Here is a 15,065-nt window from a genome sequence, read left to right as displayed (position 1 = left end):
CGGCGTAAATCACGATGCTTTGGCGCCAAGTGTGAATTACTCAGTTGCGATCCTTGAACGGTACTCTGGAACGCCGCCAATGGGAAGTCCGGTAACGCGAAAGAGCGCTCCGGCACCGTCACCTTCTTTTGTGCGGCGACCAGCTTTCCCAAGCGCAGTCGTCACGTAGAGATTCTCGAAGTTTGACCCGCCGAAGGCAACGCTGGAGACTTTGCGAGCTGGAAATTCAAGGTTGTCGATGGGATTCCCGTTTTGGTCGTACTGTACCGCAACTCCACCGTTCCACCGCGCAGACCAGACACAGCTGTCGGCGTCCACAGTCATCCCGTCTGGAATGCCGTTATCCGCCGGTGTTTGTAGGAACGTTCGACGAGAGGAAAGTTCTCCACTTTCCGGAGAGTAGTCGAACGCATATATATGCCTGGCATTCGATTCTGTGAAATAAAATGTGCCATTGTCAACGGAAAATCCCATGCCATTGGCGATATCAACCTCCGAAAGGACGGTCGTTACCGACCCATCCCTATCTAGTCGGTAGAGCGCACCGAGATGGTTTTCGGTTGGCATCGTCCCGCAGAAAACTCGACCTTCGGGGGTGGCTATGACATCATTGAATCGACTCCCGGCTTCGCTATCGATGCCTTCCACAATGACCGACGCCCTGGTCGTACCTGGTTCCCACCTGCTAACACGACCTCCAGCTCCGAAGAGAAGTAGCGCCCCATCAGCTTCGATGGTGACTCCCCCAATAGGGGACTCGTCTGGCGTTTCGTAGGCGAGTTCGTTCAAATCCGTTTTGGGGTCGTAGCGGTAGAGTTTTCCCGGCGGAATGTCGAGCCAATAGAGCCGTTTTTCGTCGACATGCCACAGCGGATTCTCTCCGGTTTCGGCGCGCACGTCTGCGACACGTTCGATTCGTACCATAGGGGATATTCGGACTGGAACTACATCAGGATAATCCTCGAACCTATTAACGGAATAGTATTCCTTCTTATTGCGTCGACGGTACCATGCATGGAGATGCTAGCGTCGTTTTCAACCTCATAATCAGTTACTGACGATTCAACTTTCGAAGCTGGCCGAATTCAAATGTGCGCCCAACGTTACGACAATTGTCGTATAAAGATTCAAGTATTGTCGAACACACATCACTTGATAATGAGGTCCGATTGCCCAAAATGTTCTGGTACCGTTGAACGAACTTGGCGTGGGGTCACCATCTGTAACCACTGCGGGTTCGCCCCACCTCATGGCGCTGACTGACACCAATCGACGATGATCATCGTCGATTTCAGACGGAAGTGTGCCGACGATGAAACGAATATGTTCCGAAAAACTGATATCGATTCCGGAAAGATCGACTATCATTGACGTTTAGCAAGTTATTCCGGTGGCGAGACTGAATAGTAGTCACTGTCAAGTCTCATTCGAATTACAAAAACTATCCGAAAAGATAACACCTAATCTCACCGAAAGATCGAACATCCAGTGACGACGCTCTACACCAGAATCCTCTCTCGACGCAGACATAACGGTGTTGTCCATGTGTTTGTCAGTCGTGTTCCAACACCGATCGGAGCCAGACGCGCATTTCTCCCGGCTCCCGGTTAGCCCACGCGTAGTACGGGACGGCCGTGAACTCGGCGTCGACTGTTGCCGTATCTGTAAACAGACGGTATAGAGTGCCCTCCCATTCTTCGGTCGCGGGAAGGCGAGCAGATCCCGTCAACGTCACCACCCCGTTGAGTAGGCCGGGTTCGAACTCTGCCTCGACTTTTCCTGTCTCCGAAATCGCGTAGTGGTGAAGCGGTCGTTCGTTATCGACCTCCTCCAGACAGTAGATGAGCGGCCCGTATCGTAGCGCCACGTTCCCTATATCGGCGCGAACCGTTGGATGTGCAACAAGCAGCTCTGGCCGCATCTCGAACGTGACTGCGAGTTCATCCGTCTCCCACTCCCGATCGACGGTGAGATACTCCGCGTCGGCGTCCACCGACAGTTCCTCACCATTGAGAGTTGCGGACACCGTTTCGCACCAGTCCGGAACGCGAACGTGGAGCGGAAACGGTACTGATTTAGCGACATCGATTCGGAGGGTCACGTCGCCAGCCCACGGATACTTCGTCTCTTGACGGAGACGGACGTCTGTGTGACGGATTGAGAAGATCACCTCGCTCTCGACGAAATGATTCACGTAGATCGCGTCGGTGCTCGCCGACCGGGCATAGAGGTAATCACCAAGGGACGCCAGTAGACGGGCGGCATTCGGCGGACAGCATGCACAGTCGAACCAGTCTTGTCGTTCGTTCGAGAATCGGATCGGGTCGACATCGTGGAGTGCGTGACCGTCAGAATCTACCTGGAGTGGGTTCGCATAGAAGAACTCTGTGGCGTTAAGCGAGATTCCGGCCAAGAAGCCGTTATAGAGCGTCCTCTCGACGAGGTTCAAATACTGTGTATCGCCAGTGAGCAAGAACATTCGCTGATTCCAAAAAATGCTTCCAACTGTCGCACACGTCTCCGCATAGGACGTGTCGTTAGGTAGGTGGTAGTCTTCGGTGAATCGTTCCCCTTTGTGAGTGGAGCCGATTCCCCCCGTGACGTACATTCGTCGGTCTACCATACCCTCCCACAAGCGTTCAAGCGCCGTGAACAGCTTAGTACCGCCACTCTCTAAGACGACATCGGCTACGCCGGCGAACAGATACATCGCACGAACCGCGTGTCCTTCCACCGTTTCCTGTTCAACGACAGGTGCATGATCCTGCGCATAACTCCCGTCGTAGCATCCATCCTCGAAGAACTCGCTGCGTGCACCATCCCATATGTCTTCGTCGCCGGCTTGCTCCGCTTGGTTCTCGAACTCGCGTTTCAGCGTCCCGCGACCGCGTTGGTCAATGAAGAATCGCGCCAAGTCGAGGTATCGAACCTCGTCGGTTACCCGGTACAGTTCGACCAGAGCCAATTCGATTTCCTCATGACCGGGGGTGCCATCCCGACCGTCGGGGCCGAAGACACCGTCGACGAGGTCGGCTAGTGCTTGTGCCACGGCAAGCAGTCGCTCCTCTCCGGTCGCTCTGTGATGGGCGACTGCAGCCTCAATGAGGTGTCCGGCACAGTAAAGTTCGTGTAACATATTCAGGTTCGTCGACCGCAGATTTGGCGCTTCCAGCATCACGTATGTGTTGAGGTAGCCGTCGTCGGCCTGCGCGTCGACTACCAACGAAACAACATCGTCCAGTCGTTCACGTAGCTCCGGATCGTCCGTCCTTGAGAGGGTGTGACTCACTGCCTCGATCCACTTATAAGCATCCGAATCTTCGAACCACATTCCTTCAAACTTCCCATCCGATTGGCCGATCACGCGGCGAAAGTTGTCGAGGCATCCGGTCGTCGCCAACTGTTCATACTGTGATCGAAGGGTGTTTTCTCGAATGGCCCTCAACCACGACTCCCAGAACTCATCTGTGATCGTGATGTTCTCGTATGGGATAGCTACTACCTGCCGTGTGTTTACATCAGACATACTATTCCATTCGGAACTGGAACAATAATAGTTTTCTTCCGGTTATTTCCTGTTGTTTTTTCTTTTTTAATTCGCCCTACTGCGACGAGAGTAGATTTTCTTCTCAATACTCAATGTAGCAAGCTTGCTTTGAATACTGATTGTAGCGTTTCGAACCGTGGATCTGATTGCCTCCAAGATTCTAAATATTCCTTGCAATAATTTCTTCTGACTTATTATACTCCACGAATCTCTTTCTAATTTTCCGGCCTCTAGGAAATAGCGTATATATCGGTCAAAATAAGGGACAAAGAGAGACAACGTTCCCCCACATGTCCAGTACCATCAACAATCGGATGCCTATCGGTGTAGGTTCTCTCAAGATTCGAGGAGTTCGACGGAGTTTTCAAGTACCCCGATGTTCTCGATTTCGATAGCGACTTGGTCACCATCTTCGAGTGTCACGTTGTCAGGGGGTATTATCGAAGTTCCCGTCAGCAGTGCTGTTAATTCGGGGACCTCGTTGTAACGCTCGAAATACGAGGCTAGTTCCTCACAGGTTCGAACCATCTCGCTCGTCGACGTATCGTCTTGGAAGACAGTTTCACCGTCACGCGTAATGGTCAGTTCCATCTTCACGTCAAGTGGATCCCCGATGGTTTCCTCGGTCGCAATACAGGGACCGATGGAACAGCTCTTCGAGTAGATCTTGCTCTGTGGGAGGTAAAGCAGATTTTCTTGTTCAATATCTCGACTACAGACGTCGTTTCCGACGGTGTAGCCGACAATATCCCCCTTGTAGAGTATCAAGGTAAGTTCCGGTTCTGAAACATCCCAGTTGGAATCACCGCGAATGCCGATCGCGTCGTTCGGTCCGACAGTCCGGTTCGGTGTCCCTTTGAGGTACACCTCAGGTCGATCTCCTTCGTAGGCGTTTAAGTATGACTCGGCGAGTCCGCCTTTGTCCTGCCGAGCCTCTTGGCTGATGGCGTACGTTACGCCAGCGCCCCACACCTCGTCTGGGTCGATGGGACGGATGAGGTGCGTCCGGATGGTTTCGAAGTCGACGGTCGGAGCATCCTTCGCCAGCTCGGCGGCGACTTCGTCAATACGTTTATTGGTCAGCGACGCCGCGGAAGCCAACTCGATAAATGAGGTGGGACTCTGGTTAGTCGCCGTGAGATCATACGCTATCGAACCTTCGCGGGTCACTAGTGAGACGGAGCCGTCTCGTTCAATGCGATAATATCGCATGTATGTCCCACGTAGGGCAGTTCACAAGTATCTTGCTCTTCCGGAGATGATCAGAACCAAAGAATAATTTCCGGCAAGACCGGAACACTCTGCAATCTTGACGTTACAGATCTAAGCATGTAATGGAAAGTGTTCGAACGTGAAAAACACTCCATTATAGCAAGATTCAGATGCTTACTTCGTTTCCGGTGAGAACGGAAAACGATGCCAGTTCCGGCGAGGTGCCCAATGCGAGGTGGTTTGCCAGTAACATTGATAATTCTATACGCACTGCTCGTATTAGTTATTTGATACGTTCAAACAGAGTCCACTCATTATGCTATCGACCTTCTTCTAATCACTTTTACTTCTCGTGAGTACCCAAGAGGAGCGATTCTGGGTAAGTCCGCCACTGACGGAGCGGTCGGAGTCAGCCGACGAGTTACTAATAGACCTATCTATTTATCGACTAACCGAGATAACTCTTCACCTCGAAAGGAGAGTGTCGGTGGATTTAATACGGCGCTGGTTCCTCGTTTATCTATGTCGGCTATTAATATCACCGACGTGGAAACGTACATTGTCGCAAATCCATGGAAACCGTGGGTATTCGTCCAACTTAAAACGGATGCGGGCATCACTGGGCTCGCAGAGGCCACAACCCACGACAAACCACGAACGGTCGCGGCGGCAATCGAGGAGATGTCAAATTACTTTATCGGCAAGGATCCATTCAACACTGAGCAAATTTGGCTGGAGATGTACCGTGATGAGTGGTTTTCAAAGAACGTTATCAATACGACCGTCTGTTCGGCGGTGGACATGGCCTGCTGGGACATCAAGGGAAAGCTACTCGAAAAGCCCGTTTATGAACTCCTTGGTGGGAAGATCCACGGCGACCGGTTGCGCGCGTACGCAAATGGTTGGTACACCGATGCAGACGGGGAACCGGAAGGTTTTGCCCGTGCGGCTGAACGTGTCGTCGACGACGGGTACGACGCGATGAAATTCGATCCTTTCAGTACTGCCTGGCAACGAATGAGTAAAAAGGAACTCAACCACTCAGTCGACATCGTCCGAGCCGTCCGTGAGGCTGTTGGACCAGATATCGACTTACTAATCGAGGGCCACGGTCGCTTTACCGCTGGCCAGGCCGTCGACATTTCACGCAAACTCGACGAATTCGAGCCGACGTGGTTTGAAGAGCCATGTCCACCGGACTCCATCAACAGTCTCGGTGAAGTAGCCGACAAATCCCCGATACCCATCGCAACTGGCGAACGCCACATGACAAAACATGATTTCTTCGAGTTGGTCACCCGAACGGACGTCGATATCGTCCAACCGGACCTAATGAACACAGGTGGTCTTACCGAGGGGAAGAAAATCGCAGGGATCGCAGAGGCGGATCACGTCAGCTTCGCACCACATAACCCACAAGGGCCGGTCGCGACAGCAATCTACGCCCATCTTTGTGCGACCGTCCCGAACTTCATGATCCAGGAAGTGTTCCAAACGTACGACGTTGAATGGGTCGAAGATCTCCTACAAGAACCGGTGTCCGTCGAGGACGGTCACGTCCACATCCCAGACGGCTCGGGCTACGGTATCGAACTTGATATGGACGTGGTTGAAGAACACAAATACAGCGAGGATCACGTCCACACCATCAATCTCTTCGAGAAGGATTGGGAAACACGCCAACTGGAATAATGGATCGTCCGATCTACCGGAACACGCTCGAATAATTTCAAATCACCGATATTTTATATTGATTTCGATGACGTTTGCAGTTCGCAGAACCAACTCCGGAATATCCTCGAAGAAATCCTTGTCCTTCATTCCACTTTTTGGACCGGAAACGCTCACTGCGCCAATCGCCTTACCATCGCTGTCGGTGAGCGCTGCACCCACACATCGAACACCTTGAATCCGTTCTTCAGTATCCGTCGCAAACCCTTGCTCGCGAACCGTGTTTAGTTCCTCAAAAAGGGCGTCTCTGTCAGTGATGGTGTTTTTGGTGACCGCCGGGAGGCCATGAATGTCGATGATTTCTTCCACCCGCTCTCTAGGGAGTTCGGCAAGAATGGCCTTCCCCGCGCTGGTGGTCTGGAGATGAACTTGTTTACCGATGTGTGTGTCGAGCTGGAACGCGTCTTCACCTTCGGCCTTTGCATAGAAGATCCCCCGACCGAACTCCTCGATCATAAGATTCGCGTGTTCACCCGTCTTGTGGGCCATTTTCTGTATTTCTGGCTCGGCAATCTGAAAGAGGTGGTCGTTACTCCGGCAGTGCCCGCCAATCTCTAGAAAGCGGCTTCCGAGGGTGTATTCGCTCCCCTCCTTGCGAACAAACTCGTTCCGTTCAAGTGTTCGCAGATGATCGAAGGCCGTGCTCGTCGGCACGGAGAGATGGTTGGCGATTTCGGAGACGCCAGCGGTTTCGAGCTCGCGCAATGCCTCTATGATGTGAATCGTAGTCTGAGTCGCCTGAACCGGTGTGTCGTGGGTTCGCATGCGATTCAACAGATGAAATTTACCCACATAATCGTTCCGGTGATGCCGGAAATACGTCGAAGGACACTCGTTGACAGTACAAACTACAATCGCCATATCACTGCTTTACTGCCTCCGTACTCAATTAACCGATCGACAGCCGACCAGACTACGAGCGGATGGACAGTGAAATGACTACTCCATGACGGTCGCCGAGTCGTCCACCGGGGCGTACCCCAATTGGCGTTGCGTTTCAGTTAGTGAGAGATATCGCTCCTGGTTAGCGGAAAGTAGGTTCACAGAGACGGGATTTCGATTTAGCGGCGTCTTGACCGCTTTTTGTATACCGTCCTTGCAGTCATCTGGACTCAACCACATCGCGCGAGCGTAGCGTGCAGCCTCTGGATCATCAGCTTGGTGCATCTGCAATTCTGATTCCGTTAGGAGCCACCCGATGCGGAGATTAACGACTTCGATTCCATGTCGCAACGCATAGTAGTTGCCTAGTGCTTCGCCGGCGACCTTGCTGACGGCGTAGTACGAATCTGGACGGTGTGGCGCGTCAGGTCTGACTGTGGTCGCGTTTTCACGGAGCGTCTCTGGGCGGTCACGCTTACCGATGTTTTCCATCTGGTGGATATGGTTCGTACTGGCGAAAACAACTCGGTCAACGTCATTAGCTAGTGCCGCCTCGTACACGTTGTATGTCCCGTCGACGTTGGTGGACAATACGCTCTTCCAATTGGCTTCCGGGGAGGGGTTCCCGGCGAGGTGAACCACCACGTTCCGATCCTTGAAAGCCGCCATGAGCGCCGCTCGATCCCCCACATCAAGCACGATGCTATCGAGATTGTTGTGCTCGCGATGAGTGATGGGGAGTACGTCGTGATCCTGTAGGCCACTGTGGGCAACTGAACCAACGCTTCCTGCCGCTCCGGTGAGGGCGATTCGAGCCATACGCTCACGTCACATCGGGGAAATATAAAACTAAACGCAGCCGGCTGTTTCGAAGTACTGTTCCGTCTGGTCTCTCGTCTCTAATTGAATATCACCTCTTCGCCAAATTTCGCCGCCTCACTGCGGCCATTACTGCCTTTACATGAAAGCAAAAGTCGATCACGGAACGTTTATCACGAAACTAATAGTCGAACTCAATCCATGAACTGATGGTTCGATCGAAGTCAGAAACCTGTTAGAGGGAACGTTGGATTCGAAAAAGCACGAAGGATATCGGGAACGGTGCGATTCGGTCGCGCTGTTCTGCATCATTAAGTCATATGTGTAATGTGTATCCATTACTTTACTGAAATATGACGTTAACCGTTTCATTTATACCGTTACTAAAATAGATCATATAACCGTATGACAAACGCTCGCGTTACGGTTCATACAGAGGCGGGTATCGATCGCATTGCACCTGAAATGCATGGCCATTTCTCGGAGCACCTCGGTAGGTGTATTTACGATGGGATATGGCATAGTGATGAGGATAAAGAGGTCGGATTTCGGGAAGACGTCGTTTCCCTTCTCGCGGACCTCGAGATGCCGGTATTACGATGGCCCGGCGGTTGTTTCGCTGATGACTATCACTGGGAGGACGGTATCGGGCCTCGAGAAGAGCGTCCGCGCCGTCGGAACCTCTTCTGGGCTCAGGACACACATGAAGTCCCCGAAGAGTCTAATGCGTTCGGTACCGACGAGTTCTTGGAGCTTTGTGAACACATCGGAACCGAACCGTATCTAGCCGTGAACGTCGGGTCGGGAGATCCTCAAGAAGCCGCTGATTGGGTCGAATACTGTAATTACGATGGTGAGACCGAACTCGCGAATCGACGACGCGAGAACGGCCGCGAAGATCCCTACGGAGTACGATACTGGGGCCTCGGCAACGAAAATTGGGGTTGTGGTGGGCAAATGACGCCAGAACAATACGCGCGCGAATACCGCCGTTTCGCAACCTACGTCGGGAGCATGGATAACCTAATGCTCGATCACGATCTCGAACTCATCGCCTGCGGGTTCGAGAATCACAAGTGGAATCGACGGTTCATGGAAGAAGTTGGAAGTACCGGTTGGGGCGTCGAGTTCCCCCTCGATCACCTCACACTCCACCACTATTACGGACGGACGATGTCCGTCGCCGAAGCCGACGAGGATCAGTACGATCGATTCCTAGCGGAAGCCCTCGAGATAGATGATCATATTGAGCGGATCAGCGCAGCGATCGACGCCGTAGCTACCACCCGTGATATCGGTGTCATCATCGACGAGTGGGGGGCTTGGCACCCCGAGTCCGTCCCTGAGAACGGTCTCGAACAGCCAGGAACCGTCCTCGATGCGCTCTCGGCGGCGGCTGTCCTCGACGTCTTTAATCATCACAGTGACGTAATGACGATGTCCAACATTGCACAGACCGTCAACGTTCTCCAGTGTCTGGTTGAGACGGACGGCGATGACGCGTGGGCTCGACCCACCTATCGCGTATTTGACCTCTATGCACCACACAAAGATAACGAAGCTGTCCAGACGTCGGTCGATACACCGGTGCGCAAACTCGACGACGACGGTGAGTTGCCGTTAGTCGGAGCCTCTGCGTCGATCAACGACGATGAGATCTACGTTACCCTCACGAATCTCGACTGTCGCGAATCCCACACCATCGATGTCACCCTCGAAGGGACGACGCCAGATACAGAGAATGTCGACGCAAAGGTGCTGTTCGCGAATCGTGACGTTGATACGGAAGTCGATACCGACAACGCCGACGAATTCGAAGCTGAAAATCTCGAAATTGCGATTGACGACGGAATCCTGACCGTCGAGTTGGCGTCGTCAACGGTAGCTGGAATCGCTATCCGGTGAACGGAACCTGCTTTCGGGGAACTGAGCAGTTGTTCACTCGCATGGCTTACTATACTATCCCTATTTCTCCGCATATATTCCGTGAATACACCAGGAACTTTCGAAATTTGACTCTTTTTCTACTGAGGTCGACAACGGATTCGCAACGCCAATAAATCAATCATCGTTAATTATTCGAGGGCGAGAACCGGTTTTGAGATTTGCATATCTTTCAATTCTTTAACATTATGCCTCAGACCAACTGTCAAAATTTATAATGGTGTCCAAATATTTATATTATTGATGTCATTTTGGGAAAGGTATTTACATTGGTAACGATGACCTTGTTAACCATGAGCAGGATACGCCTAGAAGGCGTTCGAAAACGGTATAGTGGAAATATTGTCGCGGTAGATGAATTCGATTTGGATATCGAAGATGGCGAATTCGTTACTATTGTAGGGCCATCTGGATCAGGCAAGTCGACGATTCTTCGGATGATAGCTGGATTGGAAGATATTACGGAGGGTACAATTTACATCGGTGATCGGCGAATTAACGACGTTCAACCTCAGGATCGCGACATCGCCATGGTATTTCAAAATTACGCACTCTATCCTCATATGACTGTCGAGCAGAATATGTCCTATGGATTAAAACTCAATTCAGATCGATCGAACGAACAAATCGAGGACGGAGTGAGGGAAGCCGCGGAAATGATGGGAATCGAAGATCAGTTGGACAAAAGGCCGAGCGAACTCTCCGGCGGCCAGCAACAGCGAGTTGCAACCGGTCGCGCGATCGTCCGCGATCCATCCGCATTTTTGATGGACGAACCGCTCTCGAATCTCGACGCCAAACTCCGAACACACATGCGGACCGAACTCCAACGGATCCAGGAAGAACTCAACACGACGACGGTGTATGTGACACACGATCAGGAGGAAGCGATGACGATGAGCGACCGAGTCGTGATTTTAAACCACGGAGAACTCCAGCAGGTCGGGACGCCGAGAGAGGTTTTTTCTAAGCCGAAGAATACGTTCGTCGCCGAGTTTATCGGAAGTCCGTCAATGAATTTCTTCGATGTACAGCTGATGGACTCAACTCTCACGGGCACCGACGTAACGTATACGCTGTCGGATTCCTTTGCTGGACGCATTCGGAAACAGAGTATGAACGACGAGTTGATTCTCGGAATTCGACCTGAACACATGGTGTTCGCCGATGAGAACGATTCTAGCGGGATCGAAGCCGTGCTCGAAGTTCGGGAACCGATCGGGGACGATAATTATCTGTATCTGCGGAGCGGCAACACTGAGTTCAAAATGCGCGTCTTAGGTCAGATCAATCACTCGGAAGGTGACACAATCCGGGTTTCGTTCGACGAATCCGACGTGCATATCTTCGACCGGTCGACGGGGAGAAACGTCTTGGCGTGGGCGGATCCCACTAGCGCCGTCACGTCCGATGTGACGACAGAAGCGTGAGTGCATCGGCGAGGATTCCCCCGTCCCACCTTTCTCTACTTGTACAATCCGCATCGATATCGCCTCATCGATAGTGACCCCCACCTCCCGAGCTTCACTATCACTGCTTTCGGTATAATTTTATAAAAGATAGCTGACCAAAATATTTAACCCGGTGTACTTCGCTGTTCGTTAACATGGCAACCCCGGATAGAGGGAATAGTATCCTGTCGAGACGACAGTTTCTCGGTGGTGCTGGTGTGGCTGGTACCGTGGGATTGGCCGGTTGCAATTCGTACAATGCAATCGTCGGCAAGCCAGGGAACAACGCTGAAACGACGATTCAGTTCTGGACACTTTTCGGCGGCGGCGACGGAGAGACGATGGCATCGATCGTGGATCGGTTCAACGAACAGCAACCGCTCGGGGACGTTTGGATCGAGCGACAACGAATCCCTTGGAATAGATACTATACGAAGCTGTACACCGCCTTGGTTGCGGACAAAGGTCCGGATATCGCGATCATGCATCAGGCGCTAATGGGACGGTTTCAGGAGATGCTCATTCCGTTCAATAGGTACTTGAGCGGATCCGCCGAGAGCAAATACGTTTCCACATTATGGAAGCGCATGCGCTTCGGTGGCAACCAGTTAGCGCTTCCGCTAGATGCACACCCGATCGGAATATACTACAACCCGACTTTGTTCGAGAAAGCAGGTCTCGATCCACAGTCCCCTCCCACCAACTTTCAAGAGTTCGAGAAAGCGTGTAACGCGATCGTGAACAAAACTGACGCCCACGCGTTCGCTCCGACTCCGTATCTCGATCCCATCGGCATGCTTCGAACGTTCATCGCCTTCGTTCATCAACGTGGCGGAAAACTGTTCAACGATTCCCTCACGAACGTCACGTTCGACGACCAGGCGGGCATGGGAGTCGCGAAGCTATTCAGCGACATGACTGGGAAATACGGCTGGGATATCCCGAACGCATCGGAGAATAGAGCCGATATCGCGTTTCAGGACAACAACTTGGCGATGACGATGAACGGTACTTGGTATGCGGCCGTCTTGGAATCACTTGACGGGTTCGAGTGGAGTATGTTTAAGCCGTTCGTCGCCCCGGGAAAAAAGCAAGATTTCACCCAATCAGGGAGTCATACAATTGTATTACCTAGAAATCCGAATCGAAGTAATCAAAAAACACAGGTTGGGGTCGACGTCGCCGAATGGATCACGCAGAAGAACCCAGTATGGGGAACTCGAGCCGGACATTTACCGGCTGCGACCGACGCATTGAACTCACAGGCATTGCGAAATTCGCCACTGTGGCCGAAATCGCTCTCCAAGTTCTTCGAAATGGCGAGCGACAACCAATTCGCCTACTTACCACGAACCCCATTCAACGTCAATAACGATTCGACATGGGACTTTTTCCCCGATATCTACGCGCACAACGTACCTCCTCAAAAGGGAATACGGCGTGGAGTTAACACCATTCAGAGGTTGATCAACGATGTCAATTAGAGAACGATTCGATCGGACTAGTCAGAACCGCATGAGAACGATTCTTCGACGGCGAGAGACTATCGACGGTATTCTGTTTACCCTTCCGTACCTCGCCTTTTTCTGTTTGTTCCTTCTGTACCCGTTACTTCAGGGATTGTATATGAGTCTCTTCGAGTGGGATCCCCTCTTCCCCTCACAGTCCCAGTTCGTCGGCTTCCAAAATTACGTCTCGATGTTTCAGGATCCCGCTTTTTGGAACGCGTTATGGAACACGGTGTACTTCGTCGTCCTCACTGTACCGACGATGGTGATCTTGAGTTTGGCACTCGCACTTGGAGTCAACAAGAAAGTGTTCGGACGGCGGCACCTGCAGACGATCTACTTCAGCCCGTATATCCTGACCGTTTCGATCGTTGGAATCGTCTGGTCGCTGCTCTTGTCGACCGGATTCGGTCCCATCAATTATTACCTCGGGTTCATAATGGACAGTCCACCTGATTGGCTCGGTTCTCCGACGTTGGCGATGCCGGTGCTCGCCCTGGTCACCGACTGGTGGCTTCTCGGTTTCAACTTCGTCATCCTACTCGCTGCACGCCAAAACGTTCCGCAACGACTGTACGAAGCTGCCAGACTCGATGGGGCAAGAACGTGGCGAGCGTTCCGAGACATCACGCTGCCGCAGATGCGCAACGCGATCGCGTTCGTCGTCATCATACAATTCATACAGCAGTTTCAGGTGTTCGGTCAGCCGTACGTAATGACTAACGGGGGCCCCAATAACGCCACTATGACGCTTGTCTTCTATCTCTATAATGCGGCGTTTAGCCAACAACGGTTCGGCTACGCTGCGGCAATCGGATACCTGTTGTTCGCTATCCTCGTCGCTGTTTCGTACATTAACTATCGGTACATCGGGAGTGATTCAGCATGAGCAGTTCCACCGTTGGTCGAATCAGTAGTATCAGTAATGACAAAACGTTGCGTACCATGGCGATCCACATGGGGTTGTACGGCGTTGCGCTCTTGTTCGTACTGCCGTACCTCTATATGATTTCGCTGTCCCTTCAGCCCGAAAGTATCGCAATCAGTTCAACTCCTCATCTTATCCCACCCAAGATCACCTTTGCGAACTATTCGGAACTAATTTCTAGTTCAATGATTATTCCGTGGGTGATCAACACCTTTGTGGTCGCGACGGTCGCGACGGTACTCGTCCTAATCGTCGATTCGATGATCGCTTTCTCGCTCACGCGGTTGGACTGGCCCGGCCAATCGATACTGTTGAGCATCATCGTTGCCAGTTTCCTCGTCCCTTTCTACGTGAACCTAGTGCCGCTGTTCACCATCGTAGCCGATCTAGGTCTCGTCAGTGATCTCCTAGGCGTGGTCCTTCCTGCGGTGGCAAATCCGCTCGGGGTGTTCTTACTTTATCAGTTCTTCCGGGACATCCCCGATGAGTATGACGAGGCCGCTCGGCTTGATGGATTCTCGAATTTCCAAATTTATACCCGTATCATCCTTCCAATATCGAAACCAATCCTCTCTGCCCTAGCCATCTTCGTGTTTGTCTTCAACTGGAATCAGTTTGTCTGGCCCGTGGTGGTGCTCCAGAGCCAGAGTTCGTTCACCCTCCCACTCGGATTAGTCGTGCTCCGAGATACCTTTACATTCCAACCAGGGCTTACTATGGCCTCCGGTGTCATCGCCGCGCTACCGTTGTTTATTCTATTCTTGTTATTGCAGGATCGCATCATTGAAGCAGTGCAGTTCCAAGGGACAACTGGATGATCACCGCATCCACAAACGCGGATCAGTTTCGCCGCTCCGTCCGGCGGACAGGGAGTTTTGTCTACCAACATAGCCCGTCTCTCGTAGTAATAAGCGTATGTTGGGTTGTCGGCTCGTTTCCTTTGGTAACGTCCGGCCTGGCCACACTCGGCGCGTACACGGCGATAAATTCGATGCGAAACGGCCAACGGATTGAGACGAAGGCGATTCGTAGAACACTACGAC

At 52.1% G+C, this 15,065-nt stretch carries 11 protein-coding genes; 6 read left to right on the top strand and 5 right to left on the bottom strand.

Annotation, left to right across the window (positions count from 1 at the left end):
* Nucleotides 1-36: 36 nt before the first annotated feature.
* The 3 genes from LIW51_RS32470 to LIW51_RS32460 all read right to left on the bottom strand — a co-directional run bounded on the left by LIW51_RS32470 (nucleotide 37) and on the right by LIW51_RS32460 (nucleotide 4,759).
* Entirely contained in the window at nucleotides 37-924 is an 888-nt protein-coding gene (locus LIW51_RS32470; RefSeq protein ID WP_227379620.1) for an SMP-30/gluconolactonase/LRE family protein, read from the bottom strand.
* A 628-nt stretch (nucleotides 925-1,552) separates the two neighbouring features.
* Complete coding sequence (locus LIW51_RS32465) at nucleotides 1,553-3,526, bottom strand: glycoside hydrolase family 127 protein (protein WP_227379619.1); 1,974 nt, start codon at nucleotides 3,524-3,526, stop codon at nucleotides 1,553-1,555.
* Nucleotides 3,527-3,883: 357 nt separating this feature from the next.
* Complete coding sequence (locus LIW51_RS32460; RefSeq protein ID WP_227379618.1) at nucleotides 3,884-4,759, bottom strand: fumarylacetoacetate hydrolase family protein; 876 nt, start codon at nucleotides 4,757-4,759, stop codon at nucleotides 3,884-3,886.
* A gap of 522 nt (nucleotides 4,760-5,281) precedes the next feature.
* Here LIW51_RS32460 and LIW51_RS32455 point away from each other — a divergent pair.
* A complete protein-coding gene (locus LIW51_RS32455; protein ID WP_227379617.1) occupies nucleotides 5,282-6,451 on the top strand; it encodes a mandelate racemase/muconate lactonizing enzyme family protein in 1,170 nt (389 codons plus the stop codon).
* 42 nt (nucleotides 6,452-6,493) lie between these two features.
* Here LIW51_RS32455 and LIW51_RS32450 read toward each other — a convergent pair whose 3' ends face one another.
* Both LIW51_RS32450 and LIW51_RS32445 read right to left on the bottom strand, forming a co-directional pair.
* The gene (locus LIW51_RS32450; protein WP_227379616.1) at nucleotides 6,494-7,255 is read right to left on the bottom strand and encodes an IclR family transcriptional regulator; all 762 of its coding nucleotides are present in this window, start codon (nucleotides 7,253-7,255) and stop codon (nucleotides 6,494-6,496) included.
* Between the two features lie 174 nt (nucleotides 7,256-7,429).
* Complete coding sequence (locus LIW51_RS32445) at nucleotides 7,430-8,191, bottom strand: NAD-dependent epimerase/dehydratase family protein (RefSeq protein ID WP_227379615.1); 762 nt, start codon at nucleotides 8,189-8,191, stop codon at nucleotides 7,430-7,432.
* Between the two features lie 405 nt (nucleotides 8,192-8,596).
* Between LIW51_RS32445 and LIW51_RS32440 the strand changes: the two genes are divergently transcribed.
* The 5 genes from LIW51_RS32440 to LIW51_RS32420 all read left to right on the top strand — a co-directional run bounded on the left by LIW51_RS32440 (nucleotide 8,597) and on the right by LIW51_RS32420 (nucleotide 14,840).
* Nucleotides 8,597-10,096 carry an alpha-N-arabinofuranosidase gene (locus LIW51_RS32440; RefSeq protein WP_227379614.1) on the top strand — a complete coding sequence of 500 codons (1,500 nt, stop codon included), beginning with the start codon at nucleotides 8,597-8,599 and terminating at the stop codon, nucleotides 10,094-10,096.
* Nucleotides 10,097-10,428: 332 nt separating this feature from the next.
* A complete protein-coding gene (locus tag LIW51_RS32435; RefSeq protein WP_227379613.1) occupies nucleotides 10,429-11,565 on the top strand; it encodes an ABC transporter ATP-binding protein in 1,137 nt (378 codons plus the stop codon).
* A 176-nt stretch (nucleotides 11,566-11,741) separates the two neighbouring features.
* Nucleotides 11,742-13,070 carry an extracellular solute-binding protein gene (locus LIW51_RS32430; protein WP_227379612.1) on the top strand — a complete coding sequence of 443 codons (1,329 nt, stop codon included), beginning with the start codon at nucleotides 11,742-11,744 and terminating at the stop codon, nucleotides 13,068-13,070.
* Nucleotides 13,060-13,983, top strand: a complete 924-nt coding sequence (locus LIW51_RS32425; RefSeq protein WP_227379611.1) for a carbohydrate ABC transporter permease — start codon at nucleotides 13,060-13,062, stop codon at nucleotides 13,981-13,983. The genes LIW51_RS32430 and LIW51_RS32425 overlap by 11 nt, the downstream gene beginning before the upstream one ends.
* A complete protein-coding gene (locus LIW51_RS32420; RefSeq protein ID WP_227379610.1) occupies nucleotides 13,980-14,840 on the top strand; it encodes a carbohydrate ABC transporter permease in 861 nt (286 codons plus the stop codon). Before LIW51_RS32425 ends, LIW51_RS32420 begins: the two co-directional genes overlap by 4 nt.
* Nucleotides 14,841-15,065 lie beyond the last annotated feature (225 nt).

Origin of the sequence: Haladaptatus halobius, assembly GCF_020618475.1 — an archaeon.
Lineage (GTDB): Archaea > Halobacteriota > Halobacteria > Halobacteriales > Haladaptataceae > Haladaptatus > Haladaptatus halobius.
The sequence above is the reverse complement of the archived record's forward strand: the minus strand, read 5'-3'. Positions and strand labels throughout refer to the sequence as shown.

What these genes read in the sequence shown, in the direction of transcription:
- LIW51_RS32440 (WP_227379614.1), top strand. Translation starts at nt 8,597, where the DNA reads ATGACAAACGCTCGCGTTACGGTTCATACAGAGGCGGGTATCGATCGC.
- LIW51_RS32420 (WP_227379610.1), top strand. Translation starts at nt 13,980, where the DNA reads ATGAGCAGTTCCACCGTTGGTCGAATCAGTAGTATCAGTAATGACAAA.
- LIW51_RS32425 (WP_227379611.1), top strand. Translation starts at nt 13,060, where the DNA reads ATGTCAATTAGAGAACGATTCGATCGGACTAGTCAGAACCGCATGAGA.
- LIW51_RS32445 (WP_227379615.1), bottom strand. Translation starts at nt 8,191, where the DNA reads ATGGCTCGAATCGCCCTCACCGGAGCGGCAGGAAGCGTTGGTTCAGTT.
- LIW51_RS32450 (WP_227379616.1), bottom strand. Translation starts at nt 7,255, where the DNA reads ATGCGAACCCACGACACACCGGTTCAGGCGACTCAGACTACGATTCAC.
- LIW51_RS32455 (WP_227379617.1), top strand. Translation starts at nt 5,282, where the DNA reads ATGTCGGCTATTAATATCACCGACGTGGAAACGTACATTGTCGCAAAT.
- LIW51_RS32435 (WP_227379613.1), top strand. Translation starts at nt 10,429, where the DNA reads ATGAGCAGGATACGCCTAGAAGGCGTTCGAAAACGGTATAGTGGAAAT.
- LIW51_RS32430 (WP_227379612.1), top strand. Translation starts at nt 11,742, where the DNA reads ATGGCAACCCCGGATAGAGGGAATAGTATCCTGTCGAGACGACAGTTT.
- LIW51_RS32460 (WP_227379618.1), bottom strand. Translation starts at nt 4,759, where the DNA reads ATGCGATATTATCGCATTGAACGAGACGGCTCCGTCTCACTAGTGACC.
- LIW51_RS32470 (WP_227379620.1), bottom strand. Translation starts at nt 924, where the DNA reads ATGGTACGAATCGAACGTGTCGCAGACGTGCGCGCCGAAACCGGAGAG.
- LIW51_RS32465 (WP_227379619.1), bottom strand. Translation starts at nt 3,526, where the DNA reads ATGTCTGATGTAAACACACGGCAGGTAGTAGCTATCCCATACGAGAAC.